The following is a 25,179-nucleotide window of genomic DNA, read 5'->3' on the forward strand; positions in this document are numbered from 1 at the left end:
TATATTTATTGGTTTAGCGTGGCAGCGATGCATTAACTTGCCCAGTTTCGGGACGCGGAGTAAACCTGTCTCGAGAAATTATCTCCTATTTGGATGTAAAATCTTTGTTACGAACAGTCGTTTTACCTAAGACGCTAATGGAGAAGTCTTTCAACTCGCCAAGCAGGGCCGTGTGTATCTTACTCAACTTAGGTCGGGAGTCTGGGGTAAACACCACGGGGCGGCACAGTCGCATGGTCTGATAGCCCAGACGCGCCGTGAGCAGCCCGCCACCCAGCCCCTGGGCCAGTCTGGCGGAGATCTTGCCTGACATCTCCAGCGAAAACAGCTGAGCTCCGATATCGGTGACAATCTCGCTGGTGCCGGCATAGATGATGTTAGTGATCACCGACCGGATAAGCTTGATGCGGCTCCAGTAACCCAGTTCTATGCCGTAGCAGCGCGCCAGCTCAGCTATCATCTTCTGATTGCGCCAGAGTATGATCGCCATATCCAGCACGGCGATAGGACTGGCCGCCAACAGGAGTGCCGATTCGCTGGCATAGCGATGCACCAGCTTCTTCGCCTTGGCATCGACCTGTGGCAGCACGCTGCTCTCGAACAGTATCAGGCGTTCGGCGTCGTTATGCTCCTCGTGCACCAGGCGATAATAACTATTGGTGTCAATATCTTCTGGTAGGTTTGAGATGAGTCTGTCGATAAACTTGTCCGCCTCGCCCCTCTGCATGCTCTGAGATAAGCGCTCACTCACCGCCTGGGCCTCTTCTACCGCGCGTAGTCTGCGCAGTTGGCGCCACTCCTTCACGCCTAGAGTGATAGCCCAAAGACTCACGATGGCGGTCACGCTACCATAGAGACCAAACAGCCAAGGGCTCTGAGCCCACGCATCCCTTAGGGTCAACCCGAGCTCCACCAGCAGAATGCTGCCAATCCCGAGCAAGGACGCCTTGGCAAGCCATGACCATGAGCGTCGACGCGCGCCAGATGGCGACCTGCTAACGATGCCGTCAAGCTCAGGTACCAGTGCCTGGAGCGCCGCTTCGTCGAGCTCGCCTCTCTCGGCATCCTCGAACACCACCTGGTCATCGAAGCGCTCTGCCGCCTTGAGCTCGGTGACGCTTAACGCCTGCTTTGGCTCGAACACTTGCTTCTTTTCAATCTGCATATCGGCTTTACTCATAACGCTTTTCGGTGCCCTCTTTGCGATGCATGCTTTCTAACAGCTAGCTTTCTAACAGCTAGCTTTCTAACAGCTAGCTCTCTACACCCAAGTGCCCGATTTAACTCAGCTTGTCGCCGAGCAAAAACTGCAACAGGTGATCCAGGCGTATATGCTCAAACTGCGCCTGATGGCCAGACTCGGCCAGTTGCGGCGGGGCGAAATCGACAAACTCAAATCCTTGCTTTCGCCAGAAATCGCCACCAGGTAAGTGAGTGGGGACTTCGCCGGGGAACATAGTCACCTCTTGGTTTGAGGCAAGCTCAATCCCCTTCACCACCTCGACCGATTTCCCCTGGCTCTGCACCATGCCGTGCTGAGTCGCCTTGATGGCACTGATCGCCATCACCTCGACTTCACAGCCTTCAAACTGGGCATGTTGCTGACTGCGTTTAACCAGATGAGACAAGAGCGACAACACATTGCCCTGCTGATCCCGGGTGATGTGATCGACCTTGCTGGCGGCAAACAAGAGCTTGTCAATCCGCGGGGCAAACAAGCGTCTCAACAGATTCGATTGCCCGAAATGAAAACTCTCCATGATGGCATCGAGCGCCCCCGTCATATCATCAAACTGCGCCTTGCCGCGATTAAGCGGCGTCAGGCAGTCGACCAGCACCAGCTGGCGGTCGAACTTGGCAAAATAGTCACGATAGAAGGGCTTTACCACCTGGCTAACATAGCTGTGGTAGCGCTGCTTCAATACCTGATAGTAGGAGTGCTTTGGACTCTCTTCAGCGGCGTCCAGCTCGGCCTCGCTCAGATGTAGCAACGGAAAGAAGGCCAGGATGGGGGTATCGGCAAGCTCCCCTGGCAGCAACATGCGCCCTGGCTGAGCATGGTAGAAGCCTTGCTCCTCGACAAGATCCACCAGCAGCGCCTGATAAAGCCCAGCGATCTGCTTTAACATGAGCTCATCGGCACTCTGCGTAAGGTCCAGCTCCCGACAGGCCGCTACGAACGCCTGATAATGGGCGCTCTGGGACAACACGGCATCACGGCGCGCCTGCACCTGGCACCAGGCCTTGAAACTCAGCTTGAGCATAGGCAGATCCAGCAGCCACTCGCCGGGGTAATCCACTATGTCCAAAAAAAGCGTCGCGCTGTCGGTAAATTTCGCCCTAAGTCCTGCCGAAGGCTGATAGCGAATGGCCAGTCGCAATTCACTGATGGTACGGGTCGATTGTGGCCAGGTAGGCGTCTCGCCGCACAAGGCGCTCATGGCGCCCTCATAATCGAAACTCGCTATAGTCAGATCCGGCTGTAGCGCACGTTTCACTCCGTGTAGGCGCCCCTCACGGGAGACCTGCAGCAGCGACAACGCATTATGGCGCTGACCGACACCGGCATGCAGCAGTTGATTGACCAGTCCGGTAATGAAGGCGGTTTTGCCCGCGCCCGATAAGCCTGTCACCGCCAGACGAACATGATTGTCCGTGGTGCGTTTAACCAGTGACTTGGAGTGATGGCCGAGTTGACGAAGTGAGCGGTTAAATGAATTCATCATTTGCTTTTACTATTGGCTAAGAGCTTTATGGCTAAGAGCTTTAGGGTTAAAGGCTTCTTATCTTAATACGGCTAAGGGCGGTATACACCGCCCATTGAAAGGATTTAAAGATTGTTGATCTGCTGTTTAAGATCGAAGCTATCTGAGGTGACGTGCCTTTCAAGATGCTGCAACCTGAGTTCTAAATCGCGAAACTGGTTGTTGACGTCTCTTAAGGCTGCCTTAGCCGGCTCTCCTGCCTGCCATACCTTCTTCTTCACCTCGATCTCCTTGTGTTGTTGCTTGTTCTTTGCGCTGCCGGGTTTGATATCCAAGATCATCCAGAGTAGTACGTAGATGATAAGAATAACCCCCGATCCCCCAAGCAAAAATATCGATGCGGCGACCACTCTGACCAACCAGGTTTCGAAGTTGAAGTAGTCCGCGATCCCTGCGCATACTCCAGCTATCTTGCCTGACTCGGGGATTCGATATAAGGGTCGTCCCTTAGATTCGCTCATCTCGATTCCTCCACTGCGGGGCCTCGCTATCTAAAATCGCTTCCAATGTCTCTATGCGTTGGGCCATTTTATCAGCTTTGCCGATTAGCTCATTCAGCTGAGCATACTCTTCTTCAGTGAGTCCCTGGCTCACTTGGCGTTTGCTACGATAGTGCAGTATCAGCCAGATGGGCGCCACCACTACCATAAAGATAATAATTGGGGCTATTAATAAATCCAAATCCATAACTCACCTCAGAATTGTTGTTATTTAGTCTGTTTCTTGGCTTTCGCTGCTTTTACCTTAGCCTTCAGGGCTTCTAGCTCTGCACTAACGGCATCTTCAGCTTCCAGCGCGGCGAATTCATCGTTCAGTGTCTTTTGGTTACCCAGATCATAGGCTTCCACCTGAGATTCAAGACCTTCGACACGACGCTCATACTGCTCGAATCGGCTCATGGCATTGTCAATCTTGCTAGAGTCCAACTGACGCTTCACCTCAAGGCGAGAAGACGCAGTCTGCTTACGCATAATGATAGTCTTCTGACGTGCCTTGGCGTCGGCCAATTTCTCTTGCAGCAGGTTCACTTCCTCTTTCAGGCGTGCGATCTGCTCTTCGACAACCACTAGCTCCTGCTCTAGGGTGCTTGCCAGCTCACTGGCCTTTTGCTTTTCAAGCAGAGCGGCCTTGGCCAGATCTTCACGGTCTTTCGACAGTGCCAGTTCCGCCTTGTCCTGCCAATCCTGAACCTGCTCCTGCACCTTAGCGATACGACGAATGATCTCTTTCTTCTCTGCCAGTACCTTGGCTGAGGTAGAACGAACTTCTACTAACGTATCTTCCATCTCTTGGATGATCAGGCGAACCATTTTTTCTGGATCTTCTGCTTTATCGAGTAATGCGCTGATATTCGAGTTAATAATATCTGCAAAGCGAGAGAAAATTCCCATAATACTGTCCTCAAATTTATGTTGGTTTCGCCTAGATTAATACATTAAGTGTGCCAACTTAACTATACCGATTAAAAACAATCAGTTAAACATATTTATAACTTTTTCTTTATTTTAATTCACAGGGCACATATTATAATTTTCACCAATAATTAGCGTGAAAGACTAAAAAATAAAGTGGCCAATCAATTTCAACAAGACAACCTCATAGGTCAGTCGAACGCTCTACTGGAAGTCCTTGAGCACGTTTCAAAAATTGCACCCTTATCTAAGCCAGTCTTAATTATTGGCGAGCGCGGAACCGGTAAAGAGTTAATCGCCGAGCGCCTACATTATCTCTCCAAGCGCTGGGATCAAAGCTTTATTAAGCTAAATTGTTCATCCCTCAGTGAAAACCTATTAGAGAGCGAGCTCTTCGGTCATGATGCGGGCGCCTTCACCGGCGCCAACAAGAAGCATGAAGGGCGTTTCGAGCGCGCCGATGGTGGCACTCTGTTTTTAGACGAGCTCGCCAACACCTCAGGTTTGATTCAAGAGAAGCTGCTGCGCGTCATCGAATATGGCGAGTTCGAGCGTGTAGGGGGCAGCAAGACGGTACAGACAGATGTGCGCCTGGTGTGCGCCGCCAACGAAGATCTCCCCTCACTGGCCGAAGCCGGCGAATTTAGGGCCGACCTGCTCGACCGCCTGGCGTTTGATGTGATCACCCTGCCGCCTCTGCGTCATCGCCCGGAAGATATCATGCCCCTGGCCGAATATTTCGCCATCGGCATGGCCCGCCAGCTTAAACAGCCACAATTTGACGGCTTTAGTCGCAATGCCATCGAGCAATTACTGGATTATCACTGGCCGGGCAATATCCGTGAGTTGAAGAACGTGGTCGAGCGCGCCGTCTATCGCAATACGGATCTGGAAGAGCCGATCGACAGCATCATCATAGATCCCTTTGCTTCCCCTTATAGGCCGACCAACCGCGTCAAGACCAAGTCCCGTCAGGTACAGAGTGAGCCGATCGCTGAACAGGAGAGCCCAGCGACGCCCGCTACCGAATCAAGGAGCAAGGCTAACGGCCTAGATATCAGCTTCCCGCTGGACTTTAAAGAGCACTGCGAGCAGCAGGAGATCATGCTGCTTAAGAAGGCACTGGAATCTGGGCAATACAACCAGAAGAAGACGGCGGAGCTGCTCGGACTTAGCTACCATCAGCTGCGAGGCATCTTAAAAAAGTACAACTTACTGGATAAATAAGCGCACCTGGGGCAGATGATGTTTGCCCCTAACTCCAGACCACTGTTAAAATAAACCCCTTCATTCAAATAACTATTACATCTGCTGATGAAAGAGCTGCTCAAACGTCTCACGTTAGGTTCGGCGTTTTGTTGTATCGTGCCACTGCTGTCGGCCTGTGGACCGACGCGAGTGCCCTCGGGATTGGTCTATTGCTCTGAAGGCAACCCTGAGTCCTTCAACCCCCAGTTGGTCACCTCTGGGACCACGGTCGATGCGACCTCACAGCAGCTTTACGACGGTCTGGTGGATTACGACGCCAGAACCGGTGAGATGACCCCATCTCTCGCCACCTCCTGGCACCTCAGCGATGATGAGAAAGTTTACACCTTTGAGCTTCGCAAGGACGTGCAATTTCATCGCTCCGACATCTTTACCCCGAGTCGCAACTTTAATGCCGACGATGTGCTCTTCTCTTTCAACCGCATCATAGATACCGACAATCCCTATCACTTTGTCTCTAAAAGCGGTTATCCCTTCTTCCAGAGTATCGGCTTTGCCGAGCTTATCGACGACATAGAGAAGATAGATGACTATCATGTCGCCTTTCATCTCAAGCACAAAGATGCCTCCTTCCTCTCTAACCTGGCGACAGGCTTCGCGGTGATCCTCTCTAAAGAGTATGCCGAACAACTACAGCGCACGGGGCAGGAAGAGTTGCTGGACAAACTGGCCATAGGGACAGGGCCCTTCAGGCTGATCGATTACGTCAAAAATGACTTTATTCGTTACTACCGCAACCCCTACTATTGGCGCCTGACCCCAGAGGTCGACCAGCTGGTGTTTGATATCACGCCAAAGAGCACTACCCGCCTAGCTAAGCTTATCACCGGCGACTGTAACGTCTCGGCCCTGCCTAAGGCCGGTGAGCTGCCGGTGGTGATCGAGAAAGAAGATCTAGAGGTGGAGTCGCTCCCCGGATTTAACGTGGCCTTCTGGGCCTTTAATACCGAGCGGATCCCCTTTAACGATGTGAGGGTGCGCCGCGCACTGGCCCACGCCATAGACAAAGAGAACATCCTCAGGGCCGTGTATCAGAAGACGGCCGAAGAGGCGGTGGGTCTGCTGCCGCCACTCTCCTGGGCCTATTCGGCCAACGAGAAAATGATCGACTACAACCCGGAAAAGGCGCGCGAGCTACTCGACGAGGCTGGAGTGAAAAACCTCACTATAGATATCTGGGCCATGCCGGTCGCCCGTATCTACAACCCCAATGCCCATAAGACCGCCGAGCTTATCCAGGCGGATCTGGCCAACATTGGCGTCAAGGTCAACATAGTCAACTACGACTGGAGCGTCTTTAATCAGAAGCTGAGCCAGCATGGTTACGACTCTGTACTCATCGGCTGGAACGCCGACAACAGCGACCCCGATAACTTCTTTACCCCTATTTTGAGCTGCGCCTCGGTGGGCTCAAACAGTAACCGTTCTCGCTGGTGCGACCCCGCCTTCGACCATATCCTCAACGCGGCCAAGTCCACCACAGACAGAGAGAAGCGAGCGCGTCTCTATCAAGAGGCCGAGCAGTATGTAGCCGAGCAGGTACCTATGCTGCCCTTCGCCCACGCTACCCGTATGGTGGTAAAACAGAAATCGGTGACCGAGGCTAAGCTGACCCCCTTTGGCGGCATCTCCTTCACCAAGACCTCCGCCCAGCCTCGCCTTGCCAGCGACAACAAGGAGAGTAACTGATGGCCAGATACCTGATCCGTAGGTTAAATCTTTTCCTGGCGACCTCGCTGGTGCTTTTCCTGGTGATGTTCATCGCCACCGGTAAGTTTCCCGTCGCCCACACCTTTGCATTAACGGGCCTGCAATCGCCGACTGCCCAGGAGCTGACGCAGATAGCGCAAGATTACCAACTCGATAGCTCGCAGGCACACCAGTTTCTCGCCTACCTACAGCAGCGCCTGTCGGGCAACCTCGGCATATCGGCCACCTCACAGAACCCGGTGATCGACGAGCTCACCGCCGTGCTGCCCGCCAGTTTCGAGCTTGGGATTGTCGCAGGGCTGATCGCCCTGGTATTGGGTCTGCCGCTGGGGGTACTTGCCTCCTTGAGTAAACATAAGATCACCCAGCACACCATCATGGCGATCACCCTGACAGGTTACTCCATTCCCGTGTTCTGGCTCGGCCTGTCACTGTCGCTCTGGTTTGGGGTGCAGCTTGGCTGGCTGCCGATTTCGGGGCAGATTAATCTCTTGTATGACATACGCCCTGTCACCGGCTTTCTGCTGATCGATACCCTGCTGTCGGACTCGCAATACGCCACCTCGGCCTTTATCGACGCCCTGCTGCATATCATCTTACCTGCGGTGACCCTGGCGGTACTGCCTTTTACCGTGGTGGTGCGTATCACCCGCGCGGCGATGATATCTATCATGGAGCAGACCTACATCAAGGCCGCCGAGGCCCGCGGCCTCCATACCAGCATCATAGTGCTGCGCCACGCATTGCCGAACGCCTTTATTCCCGTGCTGAAAAACCTCGGCCTCATGCTGGGCGCCTTTGCCAGCTATGCTATGGTGGTGGAGGTGATCTTTAGCTGGCCTGGCGTGGGCGCCTGGCTGGTCTCAGGGATTTACCAACGGGATTATACTGTGATACAGGGCGGGATCCTCGCCGTCGCCTTAATCATCATCTTCTTAAGCATTCTTATCGAGGTGATCCATACGGCAATGAACCCCCTCAGCAGGAAAGAGCTCTATGCCGCAAATTAAAATTTATCAGGAAGACCATATCCCCTCGCCCCTGAGCCGGATCTGGTCCGCCTTTACCGACAACCCATTCGCCTTCGCCGGGCTCTGGGCCGTCTGCTGTCTGCTACTTCTGGCTCTATTTGGCCCGCTTATCGCCCCCTATAGCCCTGAGCATCAGGATCCCTTGGCGCTGCTACTGGCGCCCTCCTGGGAGCCCACAGGCACGGTGGAGCACTTCCTCGGCACAGACGATCTGGGCCGCGACATCTTCAGCCGCCTGCTCCATGGGGCTCACCTCACCTTCGGCATGGCGCTGGCAATCGTTATCACCGCCCTGCTGCTGGGCTTCATCATAGGTTCCATCTCGGGCATGATGAAGGGACTCAAGTCGAGTATCTTGAGCCACCTGCTGGACGCTCTGCTGTCGATCCCTTCGCTGCTGATGGCGATTCTGGTGGTGGCGGTTACAGGTCCGGGGCTTGGCAACGTCTTCTGGGCCGTAGGTATCGCGCTCACGCCGCAGTTTGTCCGCGCCATTCATCAGGCGGTGCACGAAGAATTACAGAAAGAGTATGTCACCGCCGCCAGACTCGACGGTGCCAATAGTTTGCAGATCTTCTGGTATGTGATCCTGCCCAACATCATGGACACCATGATCATCCAGACCACCTTAGGGATCTCGGCCGCCATCCTGGATATCGCCGCACTGGGCTTCCTCAACCTGGGGGCCCAGGCCCCTAGCCCTGAATGGGGCGCCATGGTGTCACAAGGCTTAGATAATCTGCTCACCGCCCCCTGGACGGTTACCATACCCGGCGTCGCCATCCTCTGTAGCGTGCTAGCCATTAACCTTGTGGGAGACGGACTGCGCTCTGCCCTCTCGCCGATTCGCTCCTAACGAGACGCACCTATGCCTTTACTGGACATTAGAAACCTCACCATAGAACTCGATACTCCCCACGGCCGCGTCAAGGCCCTGGAGCGTGTGAGCCTTACCCTCAATCCGGGCGAGGTTCACGGCCTAGTGGGCGAGTCGGGCTCGGGCCGCACCTTGTTAGCCAAGGCTATCTTAGGGATCCCGGGTCACAACTGGACCATACAAGCGGATCGCATGATGTGGGATGGACAGAACCTGATGGACATGTCCCCCAGCGAGCGCCGCGTGCTCATGGGCAGCGAGATGGCGATGATCTTTCAAGATCCCATCAGTAGCTTAGATCCAGCGATAGCCGTCGGCACCCAGATCATCGAGGCGATGCCGGAAAACAAGGAACTACCTTGGTGGAAGCGCGGCAGCGACAAGCGCAAGAAGGCCCAGCAGTGGCTGCACAAGGTAGGCATTAAAGAGACCCAGAAGATCATGTCCAGCTACGCCTGGGAGCTCTCCGACGGCGAGTGCCAGAAGGTGATGATCGCCATCGCGGTAGCCAACCAGCCCAGGTTGCTGATTGCCGACGAGCCCACTAACTCGATGGAGGTTCGCACCCAGGCGCAGATCTTCCGTCTGCTGAGTAAGCTTAATCAGCTGCAGAACGTATCTATCCTATTGATTAGTCACGAATTAGAGACGCTATCTCAGTGGTGTGACCGCCTAACCGTGATGTACAGCGGTCAGGTGATGGAATCGGGAGTGACCAGTGATGTTATCGCCAATCCCTATCACCCTTACACCAAGGCGCTTTTGGATAACATTCCCGATTACTCCAATCCCGAGCACCACAAGACCATGATGCAGACCCTGCCAGGCTCGGCGCCGGCGCTACAGCATCTGCCCATAGGGTGCCGACTCGGCCCGCGTTGCCCCCAGGCACAGAAACTCTGCGTCAATCAGCCTAGCCTGTGTCACCAGAAAGATCGCTATTTTGCCTGTCATTTCCCTTATCACAATGAGCCATGCCATGAAGAGCCCCTTACTAAAAGTTAATCGACTCAGTAAAACCTTTTTCGCCGGCTATAAGGGATTTAAACGCCAGTATAACCATGCCCTCGAGCCCATCTCCTTCGAGCTTAATCGCGGCGAGACGCTGGCGATAGTAGGCGAGACAGGCTCGGGCAAGAGCACCCTGGCCCGTATCTTGGTGGGCGCCGAGCAGCGCACCGATGGTGAGATCTTATTTGAGGGCGAAGCGCTGGAAAGCCGCAACCTGAAGCAGCGTTGCAGGCTCATTAGAATGATATTCCAAGACCCCAACACCTCGCTCAACCCGCGCTTGACTGTGGGTGAGCTGCTGGATGAACCCTTAAAATTCAATACGGATCTCGACAAGCAGGCACGCTTCGCGCAGGTTGTGGATACCCTGCGCAAGGTCGGCCTACTGCCAGAGCACGCCGACTTCTACCCTCACATGATCTCAGAGGGGATGAAACAGCGGGTCGCGGTGGCCAGGGCATTGATGTTAAACCCAAAAATCATCATCGCCGACGAGGCATTAACGGCACTAGATCTCTCGGTTCGCTCGCAAATTCTTAACCTGCTGCTCAAGCTGCAGCAGGAGATGGGACTCTCCTATATCTTCGTGTCCCACAACATGAACATCATTCGCCATTTCAGCGATAAGATCATGGTATTGCACCAGGGCAAGATGGTGGAAAAGGCCACCACTGAGAAGTTGTTTAACGCCCCCGAGCATGAATACACCCAGCGGCTTATTCAGGAACAGACCATGTTTTCCTACAAGCGTTAAACTGCTCCAACCACTGGAACATTAACGTCTTATTATTAAAAAAGGTGTGCCATTTCAGCGTGGTTTAATTATCCTTATGGCACTTTTTCAAGAGAAGCAGAAACATGATAATCAAACCCAAAACACGTGGCTTTATTTGTACCACCACTCATCCGGTTGGCTGTGAAGCAAATGTACTAGAGCAAATCAACATCACTAAGGCAAAAGGCCCTGTCGCCAACGGCCCTAAGAAAGTATTAGTGATCGGCTCTTCAAGTGGCTATGGTCTATCTTCGCGCATTGCGGCAGCCTTTGGCAGCGGCGCGGCAACCCTCGGCGTCTTTTTTGAAAAACCAGGTACCGAGACTAAGCCTGGTACGGCTGGCTGGTATAACTCAGCGGCCTTCGACAAATTTGCAAAGCAAGACGGTCTCTATTCTAAGAGCCTGAACTGCGATGCCTTCAGCCATGAAGCCAAGCAGAAAGCTATCGAGCTGATCAAGCAAGATCTGGGTCAGGTAGACATGGTCGTCTACTCACTGGCCTCTCCGGTAAGAAAACTGCCTGACAGCGGCGAGCTGATTCGCTCTTCACTGAAGCCGATTGGCGAGACATACAAGTCTACCGCGGTTGATACCAACAAAGATCTGATCATCGAAACCAGCGTAGAGCCGGCCACAGAGCAAGAGATTGAAGATACTGTTACCGTCATGGGCGGTCAGGATTGGGAACTGTGGATCAATGCCCTGGCCGAGGCTGGCGTACTGACTCCAGATTGTAAGACAGTTGCCTACAGCTACATAGGCACAGAGCTGACCTGGCCTATCTATTGGCACGGTGCCCTAGGCAAGGCCAAGATGGACCTTGACCGCGCCGCGCACGCACTCAACGACAAGCTATCGGCCACAGGTGGCAGCGCCAACGTCGCCGTGCTCAAGAGTGTGGTTACTCAGGCCAGCTCGGCCATCCCTGTAATGCCACTCTACATCGCCATGGTATTTAAGAAGATGCGCGAAGAGGGTCTGCACGAGGGCTGTCAGGAGCAGATCAACCGTATGTTCCACGAGCGCCTTTACCGCGCCGACGGTGCAGCACCGGCAGTCGATGATGCCAACCGCCTGCGTCTGGATGACTGGGAACTTCGTGACGAAATTCAGCAGCACTGCCGCGACCTATGGCCGACCATCACCACAGAGAACCTCAGCGAACTCACCGACTACCGTGAGTACAAGGAAGAGTTCCTCAAGCTGTTCGGCTTCGGTATCGAGTCTGTAGACTATGACGCCGATGTGAACCCTGAGGTGAACTTCGACGTCGAGCAGTTCTAAACCGCTCGCTCATCGATAAAAAGCCACGGCCATTGCCGTGGCTTTTTGTTTGCTGGCTTATTTTCCCTGGAGCGCCTCAGAGGCACTATCAGGCCGCGATTGGTGAAACCTGCCATAAGCCCCAATAAAAGTTGCATTCTCTCAACTCATCTCTTCTAAGCGGCGTTATGAGTAGGCTAAAGACAATCTCCCTACCTATCCCCCATAGAAGACAATCCAGAGTGATAACTGCAAAAGCAGATGCTGACCGCTACTGGCTAGAAGCCTAGACCAAACACTCGATAGAAAGGCAGTTATCAACACCCACCTCACCTAAGGAAACGGCGGAAATGGCTTCTATGCAGCAACTTAGGCAGATATCCCCCCTTAGTCGGATTGTCGCTCTGAACGAACTGTCAAACCGAGTTGCATGTCCTATGGCCAAATCTTAGAAACAAAAAAGCCAGTCACTAGGACTGGCTTTTGGCAACCCATCTTATTCTCAAGATAAGTTATTCGGCTGGCGTGTAAACCACTTCCGCCTGAGCCTTCAGCGCGGCGATAAGCGCGCGGTAGTCGTTCTCACTGTACTGAGAGTTCAAACGTTGCTTAAGGGCCGTAACTAGGCTCTCATCTACGCTCTCGGCTTGATTCACCTTATCGAGAATCACCACGGCATAGCCGTTAGCCAGGGCCGCAGTATCAACCACAAACTGCTCGGCTGGCTGGGCCATCTCGAACGCTTTGCTAACGATAGAGGTATCTATGCCTTGCTCGCCACGACTTAGCTGAGTGCGAGTGATCATCTCGGCCGGGATCTCACCGCCCTTGATCGCTGCCATCATCTCTTGCGCCTTGTCGCGCGCCAGCTCGTTAGCCTTATCTTGCTTGAGACGCTCGACAATGGTCGCCTTCACGTCGGCAAACTCCATGGTGCCCGCCGCAGCGTGCTTATTCACACGCACCACGACCACATGGTTATCACCCAGCTCGATCACATCACTGTTCATGCCATCGAGCAGAACCGTGTTAGAGAAGGCCGCCTTAAGCACATCGGCAGAGTTTAGTGGCTCTGGCGCATTGTCGCGGGTAAATACAGGGCTGGTCTTCACCGCAACACCCACTTCTTTAGCCGCTTCGGCTAGGGTATCGGGTACTTCGTAGCTCACGTCAGACAGGCGCTGTTGCAGGGTATAAAACTCGTTAACTGCCTTGTCTTGCTGGATCTGGGCAACGATCTTGTCTTTTACCGCCTCGAATGGCGAGGTCGATGCCGCTTGTAGATCGAGCAGCTTGATGATGTGGTAACCGAAGCTGGTCTTCACTATGTCTGAGTACTGACCTTTTTCCAGCGCGAATAGCGCCTGGTCGAAAGGTGCTTCCATCACGCCCTGTTCGAACCAATCCAGCTTACCGCCCTGCTCACCGCTGAAGCTGTCATCTGAATCACTCTTAGCCAGCGCTTCAAAATCTTCGCCCGCCTTGAGCTTAGTCATGATGGCTTCGGCCTTAGCCTTAGCTGCATCTTCATCATCACCCAGGCTCACCAAGATATGGGCGGCCAGACGCTTCTCAGGCTGCAGGTACTGCGCCTTGTTCTCGTCGTAATAGGTCTTAGCTTCTTCATCGCTTACCTGAATCGCCGAGGCCAATTGATTAGCACTTAGCTCGATATAATCCAGCGCTATGGTTTCAGGACGCACGAACAGCGACTGATTTTGCTGATAATAGGTATTCGCTTCTTCGTCACTCACACTTACAGCGGCCAACATAGGCTCGGCATCGACCACATGGTAACGAATGTCACGGGTTTGTCCCTGGATCTTGGCCAGATACTCGGCTTCACCAGGCAACACAAATTCAGAACCGACAACGGTCACTACTAGCTGACGACGAGTCATGTCACCACGCATCATGTCGCGGAAGCTGTTGGCTTGATAGCCAAGCTGGCGGATCAGGGCAAGGTAACGGTCGTTGTCAAACTTACCGTCGGTTTGGAAGGCTGGCTCATTCATGATAGCCGTCTTGATCTGTTGATCAGACACTGTAAGCCCTAAGTCGGCAGCGGCTTGATCCACCAACTTGTCGGCGATCAGGCGCTCTAATACATTCTGCTTAACGCTAGCCAGGTAGCTTTCGTTGCTGGCCAAGGTGTCGTACATATCACCCAGTTGCTGCTCTAATCGAGCACGCTCGCTTTGATAGGCTTGCTCCAGTGCAGATTTACTGATCTCTTCACCATTAACCGTAGCCGCGCTCGGCTCCGAAGATGAACCCAAATAGCTACTCACGCCAGTAAATGCAAAGGACAAAATGACAAGAACGAGAATGCCTTTAGCAATCACGCCCTGTGAGCCTTCGCGAATCTTTTCTAACATCAGACTTCTCGCTCGTTGCAATAAAAATAAAAAGGCGCATCACCTATTGGAGGATGCGCCATTTTTGTAATTTGTAGACCTAGTTTACACAGTGCGTAATGTTAGGCCAACGGCTTGATAATGAGGGTTACATTATCAAAACCCCTACTCGTAAAAAGCACTGTCTAAACAGTGCTTATCAAACTACTCGTAAGGTTTACAAAGGCCACCTTAACTAAGTGTGTCTTAGTTTACAGCGTCTTTAAGTGCTTTACCGGCCTTGAATGCTGGAATGTTTGCAGCAGCAATCTTGATCTCTTTACCAGTCTGTGGGTTGCGACCAGTACGCTCTGCGCGTTGACGCACTTCAAAAGTACCAAAACCAACTAGAGAGATTTTATCGCCATCTTTTAAGCCATCAGTCACAGCAGAAATAAAAGAATCTAGAGCACGACCAGCGGCCGCTTTAGAGATATCAGCACCAGAAGCGATTTTCTCGATTAGTTCAGATTTGTTCATGTCATCCCCTTGAATTTAATTTTTGCGCCGCAACCAAATCCTTCTCTAGAGCGGTCTGCGGAGGCTTTTTATAACAAGCTTGAAACTAAAGTTCAAGCCAAATAGGAAAACCTAAGAAATAAAATTGGAATAAGCCTAAAAACCAGCAGCGCCAAGGGCTGCAGCTAAAATGCTATCCACAGACCTAGGCTACCACAGGTTTAGATTTTAAAAAGCCCCTTTTTGCATTTTTTTTAATGCAAATAGGCATTTTCTTGCGTTAGACCAAATTTTTAACAACTTCAAAGCCTTCGATTGGTCGTTCTAGCGCCAGCTTAAGCACCTCATCCACCCAACGTACGGGTCTGATCTCAAGGTCGGCCACAACATTGGCTGGGATTTCCTCAAGATCACGCTCGTTCTCCTTAGGAATAAGCACCAGCTTAGTACCGCCGCGATGGGCCGCCAGCAGCTTCTCTTTCAGGCCACCGATTGGCAAGACCTCACCGCGCAGGGTGATCTCACCCGTCATGGCCACATCGGCGCGCACAGGGTTACCTGTCAGGCTAGAAACCAAAGCGGTACACATGGCTGCACCGGCAGAAGGACCGTCTTTTGGCGTCGCCCCTTCGGGTACGTGCACGTGAATATCGCGCTTCTCATAAAAATCTGGGTTGATGCCCAGCTGCTCGGCGCGGGCACGTACCACTGTCATGGCCGCCTGAATCGACTCCTGCATCACATCACCCAGAGAGCCAGTGTAGGTCAGCTTACCCTTGCCCGGCACAGAGGTAGCTTCGATGGTCAGCAGATCGCCACCCACTTCGGTCCAGGCGAGGCCTGTCACCTGGCCAATCTGGTTGTTCGACTCGGCCTTACCATAGTCAAAGCGCTGCACGCCAAGGAAAGACTTGAGATTGTCTTGGTTGACATCCACATGCTTCACCGACTTGTCCAGCAGGATCTGTTTAACCACCTTACGGCAGATCTTAGACAGTTCGCGCTCAAGCGCACGCACACCGGCTTCGCGGGTGTAGTAGCGAATGATGCCAATAATGGCGCTCTCATCGACCTTGACTTCGCTGGCCTTGAGGCCGTTACGCTCTATCTGTTTAGGCAACAGATGCTGCTTAGCGATGTTGAGCTTCTCATCTTCGGTGTAACCCGACAGACGAATCACTTCCATACGGTCGAGTAGCGGGCCAGGAATGTTCATCGAGTTAGAGGTCGCCACGAACATCACATCAGAAAGATCGTAATCGACTTCCAGGTAGTGATCGCTGAAGGTCGCATTCTGCTCAGGGTCTAACACCTCAAGCAATGCCGACGCGGGGTCACCACGCATGTCGCTGCTCATCTTATCGATCTCATCGAGCAGGAAGAGCGGGTTCTTCACCCCAACCTTAGACATCTTCTGGATCACCTTACCCGGCATTGAGCCGATATAGGTACGGCGATGACCACGGATCTCGGCTTCATCTCGCACACCGCCGAGCGCTACGCGCACATACTTACGGCCGGTCGCCTTGGCGATAGATTGCCCCAGAGAGGTCTTACCCACACCCGGTGGGCCCACGAGACACAGGATAGGTCCCTTAAGCTGTTTAACACGGCTCTGCACCGCCAGATACTCTAAGATGCGCTCTTTAACTTTTTCCAGACCATAATGGTCTGTGTCCAGCACATCCTGAGCCTTGGCGAGATCGCGCTTGATCTTAGAGCGCTGTTTCCAGGGCACAGAGATCATCCAGTCCACATAGCTGCGCACCACAGTAGCCTCGGCGGACATAGGCGACATCATCTTCAGCTTGTTGAGCTCGGCGGTAGCCTTCTCTTTGGCCTCGCTCGGCATGCCGGCTTCTTCAATCTTACGGGTCAGGGTCTCAAACTCGTCGTGAGACTCGTCGATATCCCCAAGCTCCTTCTGAATCGCCTTCATCTGCTCATTCAGATAGTACTCGCGCTGACTCTTCTCCATCTGCTTCTTGACGCGAGAGCGAATACGCTTCTCCACCTGCAGCAGATCGATCTCCGACTCCATCATGGCCATCAGATATTCGAGGCGCTCTGAGACGTTAACCATCTCGAGCACCGCCTGCTTATCTTCAAGCTTCAGCGGCATATGGGCCGCCATGGTGTCTGCAAGGCGCGCGGCTTCATCGATCCCCGAGAGCGAGGTTAAGACCTCTGGCGGGATCTTCTTGTTTAGCTTGATATAACCTTCGAACTGACCGATGGCCGAGCGCACCAATACTTCCTCTTCCTTATCGGCAAGTTCTTCCGATTCGAGGTACTGGGCGGTCGCCACAAAAAATTCGGTTTCTTGAGTGTACTTGTCGATACGGGCACGTTGGCCACCTTCGACCAGCACCTTCACTGTGCCGTCAGGCAGTTTGAGCAATTGTAAGATAGAGGCAACGGTACCGACCTCGAAGATATCATCGCTGGTCGGCTCATCTAATTCAGCATCGCGCTGGGCCACTAATATAATCTGCTTATCTTGCTCCATCGCTGCTTCCAGGCAGCGAATAGATTTTTCCCGACCGACGAACAGGGGAATAACCATATGGGGGTAAACCACCACGTCTCTCAATGGCAGTACCGGGAGTTCGATTCGCGCTTCACGCTCTAAGGTCATAGCTCGATTCCGTTTGGTAACAATATTAATGAGTATATTGGGGTGTTTCAGTGGGTTTCAATGGCAAATATAAAAAAAGGAGCCCAGTGGACTCCTTTATGTTTATTTCGCTTCACGTTAGCCGAATTATTGTTCAGCCACCGCGGCTTGCGTCTCATTGGCTTCGTAGATGAGGATAGGAGCGGACTCGCCCTTAACCACTGACTCATCGATAACCACCTTGGCCACGTTCTCGGTTGATGGCAGGTCATACATGATGTCCAGTAGAATGCCTTCGACGATTGAACGCAGACCGCGAGCACCTGTCTTACGATCCATTGCCTTGAGGGCAATCGCCTTGAGCGCATCTTCTCTGAACTCAAGCTCAACCCCTTCCATCTCGAACAGGGCGGCAAACTGCTTAGTCAGCGCGTTCTTTGGCTCAGACAGGATCTGAATCAATGCCGCTTCATCCAGCTCGGCCAGGGTAGCCAGTACAGGCAGACGACCGATGAACTCAGGGATCAAACCATATTTCACCAGATCTTCAGGCTCAACCTGCAGCAATACGTCAGAGATAGTGGCCTTATCGGCCTCGCCTTTCACCTCGGCGCCGAAACCTATGCCGGTACCGACATGAGAGCGCTGCTCGATCACCTTCTCTAGGCCCGCAAAGGCGCCGCCACAGATGAAGAGGATCTTAGAGGTATCGACCTGCAAGAACTCCTGCTGAGGATGCTTACGTCCGCCTTGGGGCGGTACGGCAGCCACAGTGCCTTCGATCAGCTTAAGCAGCGCCTGCTGCACGCCTTCACCGGACACGTCACGGGTGATCGATGGGTTATCTGACTTGCGGCTGATCTTATCGATCTCATCGATATAGACGATACCACGCTGGGCCTTCTCGACATCGTAGTCGCACTTCTGCAGCAGCTTCTGAATGATGTTCTCGACATCCTCACCCACATAACCGGCCTCGGTCAGGGTGGTGGCATCGGCCATGGTAAAAGGCACATTCAAGAACCGAGCTAAGGTCTCGGCAAGCAGCGTCTTACCACTACCGGTTGGGCCGATCAGCAAGATGTTACTCTTGCCCAGCTCGACACCATCTTTAGGGGTGGCATTTTTTAAACGCTTATAGTGGTTATATACAGCAACAGATAAGACTTTCTTAGCCTTCTCTTGACCTATGACATAGTCATCAAGATGCGCTCTGAGCTCATGTGGCGTAGGTAATCTATCTTGATCTTGCTTTGGCGATATCTCACGGATCTCTTCACGGATAATATCGTTGCAAAGCTCTACACACTCGTCACATACATACACAGAAGGGCCGGCGATGAGCTTACGAACCTCATGCTGACTCTTTCCACAAAAAGAGCAGTACAGCAGTTTCCCACTATCACCGTTACTTTTGTTGTCGCCCATTAGTTTACCTCTTTTGCAGTTTCACTCACTGCACAATTCTTCTCTTACGCCTTTTACTGATCATAGCTCAGCAAGCGACAAATATCAGCCTCGTTTATCGAGCACAGAGTCAACCAATCCGTACTCTGCGGCCTCGGTTGCACTCATGAAATTGTCACGATCCGTATCGCGCTCGATCACTTCCAGCGGCTGGCCTGTATGATCGGCAAGCATCTGGTTCAGCTTGTTCTTAATGCCCAAGATCTCTTGTGCATGAATCGCGATATCAGAGGCCTGGCCCTGGAAGCCACCCAATGGCTGATGGATCATTACACGTGAGTTTGGCAGACAGTGACGCTTACCCTTGGCACCACCGGCAAGCAGAAAGGCGCCCATACTGGCGGCCTGACCGATGCAGACTGTGCTGACATTTGGCTTAATAAACTGCATGGTATCATAAATCGCCATCCCCGCAGTGACCGAGCCACCAGGAGAGTTAATATAAAGATAGATATCTTTATCTGGACTCTCAGACTCGAGGAACAGTAGCTGAGCCACAATCAGGTTAGCCATATGCTCTTCAACCTGACCAACGAGAAAGATCACCCTCTCTTTGAGCAGACGAGAATAAATATCATATGAACGTTCCCCTTTGGCAGTTTGTTCAACGACCATAGGCACAAGTGCATTCAGTACTGATTCTGGCGCATTTTGCATTATTAACTTCCCTAAATAAAAACGGCCCGCATGAGGAGCCTCATACGAGCCATTATAAATGGCTAACAGCCATTTAAGTCAAGCATAGGTTACGCGCGACCGGTAGCCTTGTTCATAAATTCTTCGAATTGAACTGCTTTCTCGGTAACCTTGGCAGTTTTCAGCAGTGCTTCAACAGCTTGCTCTTCTAGCGCAACGTTACGCATGTTCTGCATCATCTCTTGGTTGTTATTGTAATATTCAATAACTTCCTGTGGATCTTCGTAGGCAGAAGCCATAGAAGCGATCAGCGCTTGAACACGCTCGTCATCAGCTTTCAGCTCGTTAGTCTTGATCACTTCGCCAAGTAGCAGACCCACTTTTACGCGGCGCTCGGCTTGCTCGGTGAACAGGTCAGCTGGTAACTCAGGCATGTTAGCGGCTTGGTTGCCGAAACGCTGCATAGCTTGTTGACGCAGAACGTTAACTTCGCCATCGATTAGTGCCTTAGGCAGGTCGATTTCGTTTTGCTCAAGCAGACCGTTTAGCACTTGATCTTTGACGTTAGCTTTAAGCGCTTGCTCAAGCTCACGGCTCATGTTTTTACGGATCTCAACTTTCAGCGCTTCCAGGCCGCCGTCAGCAACGCCGAACAGCTTAGCGAACTCGTCGTTCACTTCTGGTAGGTTAGCCGCTTGTACTTCTTTCAGAGTAATAGCGAACTTGGCTACTTTACCCTTCAGGTTTTCTGCGTGGTAGTCTTCTGGGAAAGTCACGTCGATATCGAATGCTTCACCGGCTTTGTGACCTTCAACACCAGACTCGAAACCTGGGATCATACGGCCGCTGCCAAGTTGAAGTTCGAAATCTTCAGCCTTACCGCCTTCGAACTCTTCACCGTCGATAGAACCAACGAAGTCGATCTTCGCCTTGTCGCCTTCGGCAGCTTCACGCTCAACCGCTTCGAACGTAGCGTGTTGCTTGCGCAGCGTTTCGATCATTGCATCAACGTCTGCATCGGTAACTTCGGCAGTTGGTTGCTCAACTTCAATCGCATCTAGGCCTTTTAGTTCTACTTCTGGGTAGATTTCGAAGGTAGCAACAAACTGGAAGTTTTCAGCATCGGTTTCACCAGGAACAAAAGTTGGTGCACCGGCTGGGTTCAATTTTTCTGCGATGATGGCTTCGATAAAGTTACGTTGCATCACTTCGCCAGTGATCTCTTGACGAATCGCTTTACCATAACGCTTGTTGATCACGCTTACAGGTACCTTGCCTGGACGGAAACCAGGAATACGTGCACGCTTAGCTTCATTTTTCAAACTATCAGAAACGGCTTTTTCAATCTGCTCAGCAGGAACAGAGATAGTTAGGCGGCGCTCTAAACCTTGTGTTGTTTCTACAGAAACTTGCATTGTTTTACCTCGAAATATGTCAAACGTCTTTTGTAATAGCCGAATCATCAACTATTAAGGTATTCGTTTCTTGATCTAAAAAAACGACTAAAATGCCTTGGTAACTGGGTTTGGCAGTCGTCGCACATAGTTGAAATTTATCAAGACGCGACATTATAGCCACGGTTTTCGGCATAGTCGAGCCTCAAAGCCCTAATTACGGACGTAAAAAAAGCGACCAGAGGTCGCTTTTTTTATTTTCTTCGAAAGAAGTGGGGTGACTGATGGGACTTGAACCCACGACAACCGGAATCACAATCCGGGGCTCTACCAACTGAGCTACAATCACCACTGATTTGGTACGCCCGGCAGGATTCGAACCTGCGGCCATCCGCTTAGAAGGCGGATGCTCTATCCAACTGAGCTACGGGCGCGTCGTTATGAACTTGGTTCATATCCTAACAGGGCAAATAACGTCTCCACGTTATTTTAAAATTTGGTCGGTGATAGAGGATTCGAACCTCTGACCCTCTGGTCCCAAACCAGATGCGCTACCGGACTGCGCTAATCACCGAGAATCTTGATTCCTGACGATACTCTGGGTGTCGTCGAGAACGGAGCGCATATTATCCCCTCATATGGTTAGCGTCAACGATTTTTTTGCAATGCCGACGCGCCTGACTATTTAAGCAGCTATCCGCAACTTTATTAAGCAATTCGCGCAAATATCCAAGCAATTAATCAATTTCATCCCCCTAAATAGCCTTATTTAAAGTAGCTAGACATATCGTGGCCCTCGCCGACATTATTCATATATTAGAACTGACTGTTATCGAGCTAAGTCAATGACAGTTTCCGCCCCCCCTGTTAAAATGTCGCCGATTTTTTATTATCGCGCCATATTAAGGAAATCCACCCCCCATGACAGCACAAATAATCGATGGCAAAGCGATTGCTCAATCCATTCGAAAACAACTGAGTGCCAAAGTAACCGCCCGCAAAGAGGCCGGAAAACGTGTACCGGGATTAGCCGTTATCTTAGTGGGAGCCGATCCCGCCTCTCAGGTCTATGTCGGCAGTAAGCGCCGTGCCTGTGAAGAGGTTGGCTTCCTATCACAATCTTTTGACCTGCCGACCGAAACCTCGGAAGCCGATCTGCTGGCCCTGATCGACAAGTGCAACGAAGACCCGAGCATCGACGGTATCTTGGTTCAACTGCCGCTACCGGATCATATTGAAGAGTCGAAGGTGATCGAGCGTATTCGCCCGGATAAAGATGTCGACGGTTTCCATCCTTATAATGTGGGTCGTCTGGCTCAGCGCATTCCAGTACTGCGTTCTTGCACGCCGATGGGGATCATGACACTTATCAAGTCCACCGGCGTAGACACCTACGGCCTGGATGCTGTGGTCGTTGGCGCCTCTAATATCGTCGGTCGCCCGATGACGCTAGAGCTGTTATTAGCCGGCTGCACTACCACTACCTGTCACCGATTCACCCGTGACCTTGAAGACAAGGTGCGCCGCGCCGACCTGCTGATCGTCGCCGTGGGTAAGCCGAACTTTATTCCTGGCGAGTGGATTAAACCGGGCGCTATCGTTATCGACGTGGGGATCAACCGCTTAGAGAGCGGTCAGCTAGTAGGTGATGTGCAATATGATGTGGCCGCCGAGCACGCCAGCCATATCACGCCAGTGCCGGGCGGTGTCGGTCCAATGACCATCGCCAGCCTGCTGGAAAACACCCTGTACGCCGCGGAAAACTATCACGACTAAAGCTCTCACGACTAGCTATCTCGACTAAGCTATCACGGCTAACGTCGACTACTAAATGCCCGCAAGTATTAGCCGTCTGACTTGATTCGCTAAGCGACAGATACAAAAAAGCCTGCATATTGCAGGCTTTTTTACGCGTGTCACTTTATTAAGTGACGGAAAACGTCATAACGGCTTACTTCTTACGCCAGGTCGTTCCTTCCGGGCCATCTTCCAGAATCACCCCAAGGGCATTGAGGCCATCACGCGCCACATCGGCCGCGGCCCAATCCTTCTCGGCGCGGGCGCGGTTACGCTCGGCGATCAAGGCTTCGATCTGCGCCACCTCATCGTCGCTGCCCTCGCCCTTAAAGAAGCCATCGACATCCTGCTCTAGGATCCCCAGCACGTCACCCAACTGCTTCATGCTAACGCCCAGGGCGGAAGCCGCCGCCAAGTCATCAACTTTTAGACGGTTGATCTCACGGGCCATGTCAAACAGCACTGAATAGGCCTCAGGCGTATTGAAATCATCGTCCATAGCCTCTTTAAACTTAGCCACATACTCGTTTGCTGACGCAGCCTCGACGCTCAGGTCCAGTCCCTTCAGCGCGGTATAGAGACGCTCGAGCGCCGCCTTAGCCTGCTTTAAGTTATCTTCCGAGTAGTTCAGCTGGCTGCGGTAGTGACCAGACAACAGGAAGTAACGCACGGTCGAAGCATCATAATGTGCGAGCACGTCGCGAATGGTAAAGAAGTTATTGAGCGACTTGGACATCTTCTCCTTGTCCACCATCACCATACCGGTATGCATCCAGTAGTTCACATAGGGGGTGTCGTGGGCGCAGCAAGACTGAGCAATCTCATTCTCATGGTGAGGGAACTGCAGATCAGAACCGCCGCCGTGAATATCGAAATGCTCACCCAGATGCTTGCTGTTCATCGCCGAACATTCGATATGCCAACCAGGACGACCAGGGCCCCATGGCGAATCCCAAGTTGGCTCGCCCGGCTTAGACATCTTCCACAGCACGAAATCCATAGGATCGCGCTTGTTCTCGTCCACTTCTACGCGGGCACCAGCCTGCAGTTGATCCAGGTTCTGACCAGACAGACGACCATATTCAGGGAAGGACGCGACGCTGAAGAGCACATCGCCATTGTCGGCGATATAGGCATGGTCACGCTCCAGCAGGCGCTCGACCATCTCGATGATCTCAGGCATATGCTGAGTCGCACGAGGCTCAAAATCGGGGCGCTTCATGTTCAGCGCATCGAAGTCGTGATACATTTCTTGGGTCAGACGCTCGGTGAGGGCGTCGCAGCTCTCGCCATTCTCGGTGGCGCGCTTGATGATCTTATCGTCGACATCTGTGATGTTACGGTGGAAATTCACATCATAGCCGATATATCTCAGGTATCTGACGATCATGTCAAAAGCAACAAACGTACGTCCGTGACCAATATGACACAAATCATAAATGGTAACCCCGCAGACATACATGCCGACTTTACCTGGCTGTATTGGCTTAAATTCCTCTTTTTGGCGGGTAAGACTGTTGTATAGCTTCAACATTGATATTCTCTACAGATAATTGACAACAAATAGGCCGCTCAGTCTACCACCTGAAAACGGCCGCTTCCAGCGTGATTGCGTGAATCTAAAGCGTTTTTTGTGCCCCCGCACATTCTCTGGGCCAGACAGGGCAAAATGCGAGAGTTTATCGCACGGCTAAGCATGTTCCAAGGGAGAAAAGTCACGCCATCCCTTTATGCGCCTTGGTTAATAGGCTAGAATCTGGCGCTATCTGAATAAGTAACCATGATGAGATACAGTCATATGATCACAATGCAAACCAACCACGGTGTTATTAAACTCGAACTCGATGCCGAAAAAGCCCCTGCAACCGTCGCTAACTTCATCAAGTATGCGAAAGACGGCTTTTATGATGGCACCATCTTTCACCGCGTTATCGATGGTTTCATGATCCAGGGCGGCGGATTCACCGAAGATATGTCGCAAAAGCGTTGCAACGAAGCGATCGAAAACGAAGCCAATAATGGTCTGTCTAACCTGGTCGGCACCATAGCTATGGCCCGCACCTCAGATCCACACTCGGCCACCGCGCAGTTCTTCATCAACATCAACGACAACACCTTCCTCGACTTCAAATCTGAGTCGGTACAAGGCTGGGGTTATTGTGTATTTGGTAAAGTCACCGAAGGCATGGATGTGGTTAACCAGATCAAGGCCGTTGCCACCGGCAACCGCGGCATGCATCAAGACGTACCGCTAGAAGCCGTGATCATCGAAAGCGTAACTGTCGAAGCTTAATCACA

At 52.3% G+C, this 25,179-nt stretch carries 21 protein-coding genes and 3 tRNA genes; 9 read left to right on the forward strand and 15 right to left on the reverse strand.

Annotated features, from left to right (window positions below):
- Nucleotides 1–85: 85 nt before the first annotated feature.
- The 5 genes from K0J45_RS12815 to pspA all read right to left on the reverse strand — a co-directional run bounded on the left by K0J45_RS12815 (nt 86) and on the right by pspA (nt 4,156).
- Nucleotides 86–1,180: a TIGR01620 family protein gene (locus K0J45_RS12815; RefSeq protein ID WP_220042845.1), complete on the reverse strand. Its 1,095-nt coding sequence runs from the start codon at nt 1,178–1,180 to the stop codon at nt 86–88.
- 100 nt (nt 1,181–1,280) lie between these two features.
- Nucleotides 1,281–2,723: a YcjX family GTP-binding protein gene (locus K0J45_RS12820; RefSeq protein ID WP_220045301.1), complete on the reverse strand. Its 1,443-nt coding sequence runs from the start codon at nt 2,721–2,723 to the stop codon at nt 1,281–1,283.
- 107 nt (nt 2,724–2,830) lie between these two features.
- Nucleotides 2,831–3,226, reverse strand: coding sequence for an envelope stress response membrane protein PspC (gene pspC, locus K0J45_RS12825; protein WP_144200503.1), 396 nt, complete (start codon nt 3,224–3,226; stop codon nt 2,831–2,833).
- Entirely contained in the window at nt 3,213–3,452 is a 240-nt protein-coding gene (pspB, locus tag K0J45_RS12830) for an envelope stress response membrane protein PspB (protein ID WP_011866292.1), read from the reverse strand. The genes pspC and pspB overlap by 14 nt, the downstream gene beginning before the upstream one ends.
- A gap of 20 nt (nt 3,453–3,472) precedes the next feature.
- Nucleotides 3,473–4,156: a phage shock protein PspA gene (gene pspA, locus K0J45_RS12835; protein WP_011866293.1), complete on the reverse strand. Its 684-nt coding sequence runs from the start codon at nt 4,154–4,156 to the stop codon at nt 3,473–3,475.
- Nucleotides 4,157–4,333: 177 nt separating this feature from the next.
- On the opposite strand from pspA, the gene pspF reads away from it, so the two are divergent.
- The 7 genes from pspF (at nt 4,334) to fabV (ending at nt 12,136) form a co-directional block, all read left to right on the forward strand.
- Nucleotides 4,334–5,404 carry a phage shock protein operon transcriptional activator gene (gene pspF / locus K0J45_RS12840; RefSeq protein WP_220042846.1) on the forward strand — a complete coding sequence of 357 codons (1,071 nt, stop codon included), beginning with the start codon at nt 4,334–4,336 and terminating at the stop codon, nt 5,402–5,404.
- An 87-nt stretch (nt 5,405–5,491) separates the two neighbouring features.
- On the forward strand, nt 5,492–7,135 hold the full coding sequence (locus K0J45_RS12845) for an ABC transporter substrate-binding protein (protein WP_220042847.1): 1,644 nt from the start codon (nt 5,492–5,494) through the stop codon (nt 7,133–7,135).
- Nucleotides 7,135–8,166, forward strand: coding sequence for an ABC transporter permease subunit (locus K0J45_RS12850; RefSeq protein ID WP_220042848.1), 1,032 nt, complete (start codon nt 7,135–7,137; stop codon nt 8,164–8,166). The genes K0J45_RS12845 and K0J45_RS12850 overlap by 1 nt, the downstream gene beginning before the upstream one ends.
- Complete coding sequence (locus K0J45_RS12855; RefSeq protein ID WP_011866297.1) at nt 8,153–9,043, forward strand: ABC transporter permease subunit; 891 nt, start codon at nt 8,153–8,155, stop codon at nt 9,041–9,043. The genes K0J45_RS12850 and K0J45_RS12855 overlap by 14 nt, the downstream gene beginning before the upstream one ends.
- Nucleotides 9,044–9,055: 12 nt before the next feature.
- Nucleotides 9,056–10,069 carry a peptide ABC transporter ATP-binding protein gene (locus K0J45_RS12860; RefSeq protein WP_011866298.1) on the forward strand — a complete coding sequence of 338 codons (1,014 nt, stop codon included), beginning with the start codon at nt 9,056–9,058 and terminating at the stop codon, nt 10,067–10,069.
- Nucleotides 10,044–10,829 carry a peptide ABC transporter ATP-binding protein gene (locus K0J45_RS12865; RefSeq protein ID WP_220042849.1) on the forward strand — a complete coding sequence of 262 codons (786 nt, stop codon included), beginning with the start codon at nt 10,044–10,046 and terminating at the stop codon, nt 10,827–10,829. The genes K0J45_RS12860 and K0J45_RS12865 overlap by 26 nt, the downstream gene beginning before the upstream one ends.
- A gap of 104 nt (nt 10,830–10,933) precedes the next feature.
- Entirely contained in the window at nt 10,934–12,136 is a 1,203-nt protein-coding gene (gene fabV, locus K0J45_RS12870) for an enoyl-ACP reductase FabV (RefSeq protein ID WP_220042850.1), read from the forward strand.
- A 491-nt stretch (nt 12,137–12,627) separates the two neighbouring features.
- On the opposite strand, the gene K0J45_RS12875 is transcribed toward fabV, so the two are convergent.
- The 9 genes from K0J45_RS12875 to K0J45_RS12915 form a co-directional block, all read right to left on the reverse strand.
- A complete protein-coding gene (locus K0J45_RS12875) occupies nt 12,628–14,493 on the reverse strand; it encodes a SurA N-terminal domain-containing protein (RefSeq protein ID WP_220042851.1) in 1,866 nt (621 codons plus the stop codon).
- 225 nt (nt 14,494–14,718) lie between these two features.
- On the reverse strand, nt 14,719–14,991 hold the full coding sequence (locus tag K0J45_RS12880; RefSeq protein ID WP_011866302.1) for an HU family DNA-binding protein: 273 nt from the start codon (nt 14,989–14,991) through the stop codon (nt 14,719–14,721).
- Between the two features lie 259 nt (nt 14,992–15,250).
- The gene (gene lon / locus K0J45_RS12885) at nt 15,251–17,608 is read right to left on the reverse strand and encodes an endopeptidase La (RefSeq protein WP_220042852.1); all 2,358 of its coding nucleotides are present in this window, start codon (nt 17,606–17,608) and stop codon (nt 15,251–15,253) included.
- 126 nt (nt 17,609–17,734) lie between these two features.
- Nucleotides 17,735–19,015: an ATP-dependent protease ATP-binding subunit ClpX gene (gene clpX / locus K0J45_RS12890; protein WP_011866304.1), complete on the reverse strand. Its 1,281-nt coding sequence runs from the start codon at nt 19,013–19,015 to the stop codon at nt 17,735–17,737.
- Nucleotides 19,016–19,099: 84 nt separating this feature from the next.
- The gene (clpP, locus tag K0J45_RS12895; RefSeq protein WP_011866305.1) at nt 19,100–19,711 is read right to left on the reverse strand and encodes an ATP-dependent Clp endopeptidase proteolytic subunit ClpP; all 612 of its coding nucleotides are present in this window, start codon (nt 19,709–19,711) and stop codon (nt 19,100–19,102) included.
- A gap of 89 nt (nt 19,712–19,800) precedes the next feature.
- On the reverse strand, nt 19,801–21,105 hold the full coding sequence (gene tig / locus K0J45_RS12900) for a trigger factor (protein WP_220042853.1): 1,305 nt from the start codon (nt 21,103–21,105) through the stop codon (nt 19,801–19,803).
- A gap of 252 nt (nt 21,106–21,357) precedes the next feature.
- A tRNA-His gene (locus K0J45_RS12905) sits at nt 21,358–21,433 on the reverse strand.
- A gap of 8 nt (nt 21,434–21,441) precedes the next feature.
- Nucleotides 21,442–21,518, reverse strand: a tRNA-Arg gene (locus K0J45_RS12910).
- Between the two features lie 63 nt (nt 21,519–21,581).
- Nucleotides 21,582–21,658: transfer RNA gene (locus K0J45_RS12915), tRNA-Pro, on the reverse strand.
- A gap of 347 nt (nt 21,659–22,005) precedes the next feature.
- Between K0J45_RS12915 and folD the strand changes: the two genes are divergently transcribed.
- Nucleotides 22,006–22,860, forward strand: coding sequence for a bifunctional methylenetetrahydrofolate dehydrogenase/methenyltetrahydrofolate cyclohydrolase FolD (gene folD / locus K0J45_RS12920; RefSeq protein ID WP_011866307.1), 855 nt, complete (start codon nt 22,006–22,008; stop codon nt 22,858–22,860).
- Nucleotides 22,861–23,035: 175 nt separating this feature from the next.
- Here the strand turns inward: folD and cysS are convergent, their stop codons facing one another.
- On the reverse strand, nt 23,036–24,415 hold the full coding sequence (cysS, locus tag K0J45_RS12925) for a cysteine--tRNA ligase (protein WP_220042854.1): 1,380 nt from the start codon (nt 24,413–24,415) through the stop codon (nt 23,036–23,038).
- Between the two features lie 264 nt (nt 24,416–24,679).
- On the opposite strand from cysS, the gene K0J45_RS12930 reads away from it, so the two are divergent.
- Nucleotides 24,680–25,174 carry a peptidylprolyl isomerase gene (locus K0J45_RS12930; RefSeq protein ID WP_220042855.1) on the forward strand — a complete coding sequence of 165 codons (495 nt, stop codon included), beginning with the start codon at nt 24,680–24,682 and terminating at the stop codon, nt 25,172–25,174.
- Nucleotides 25,175–25,179: the final 5 nt, after the last annotated feature.

The sequence above is a fragment of the Shewanella alkalitolerans genome (assembly GCF_019457575.1).
GTDB classification, from domain to species: Bacteria; Pseudomonadota; Gammaproteobacteria; order Enterobacterales; family Shewanellaceae; genus Shewanella; species Shewanella loihica.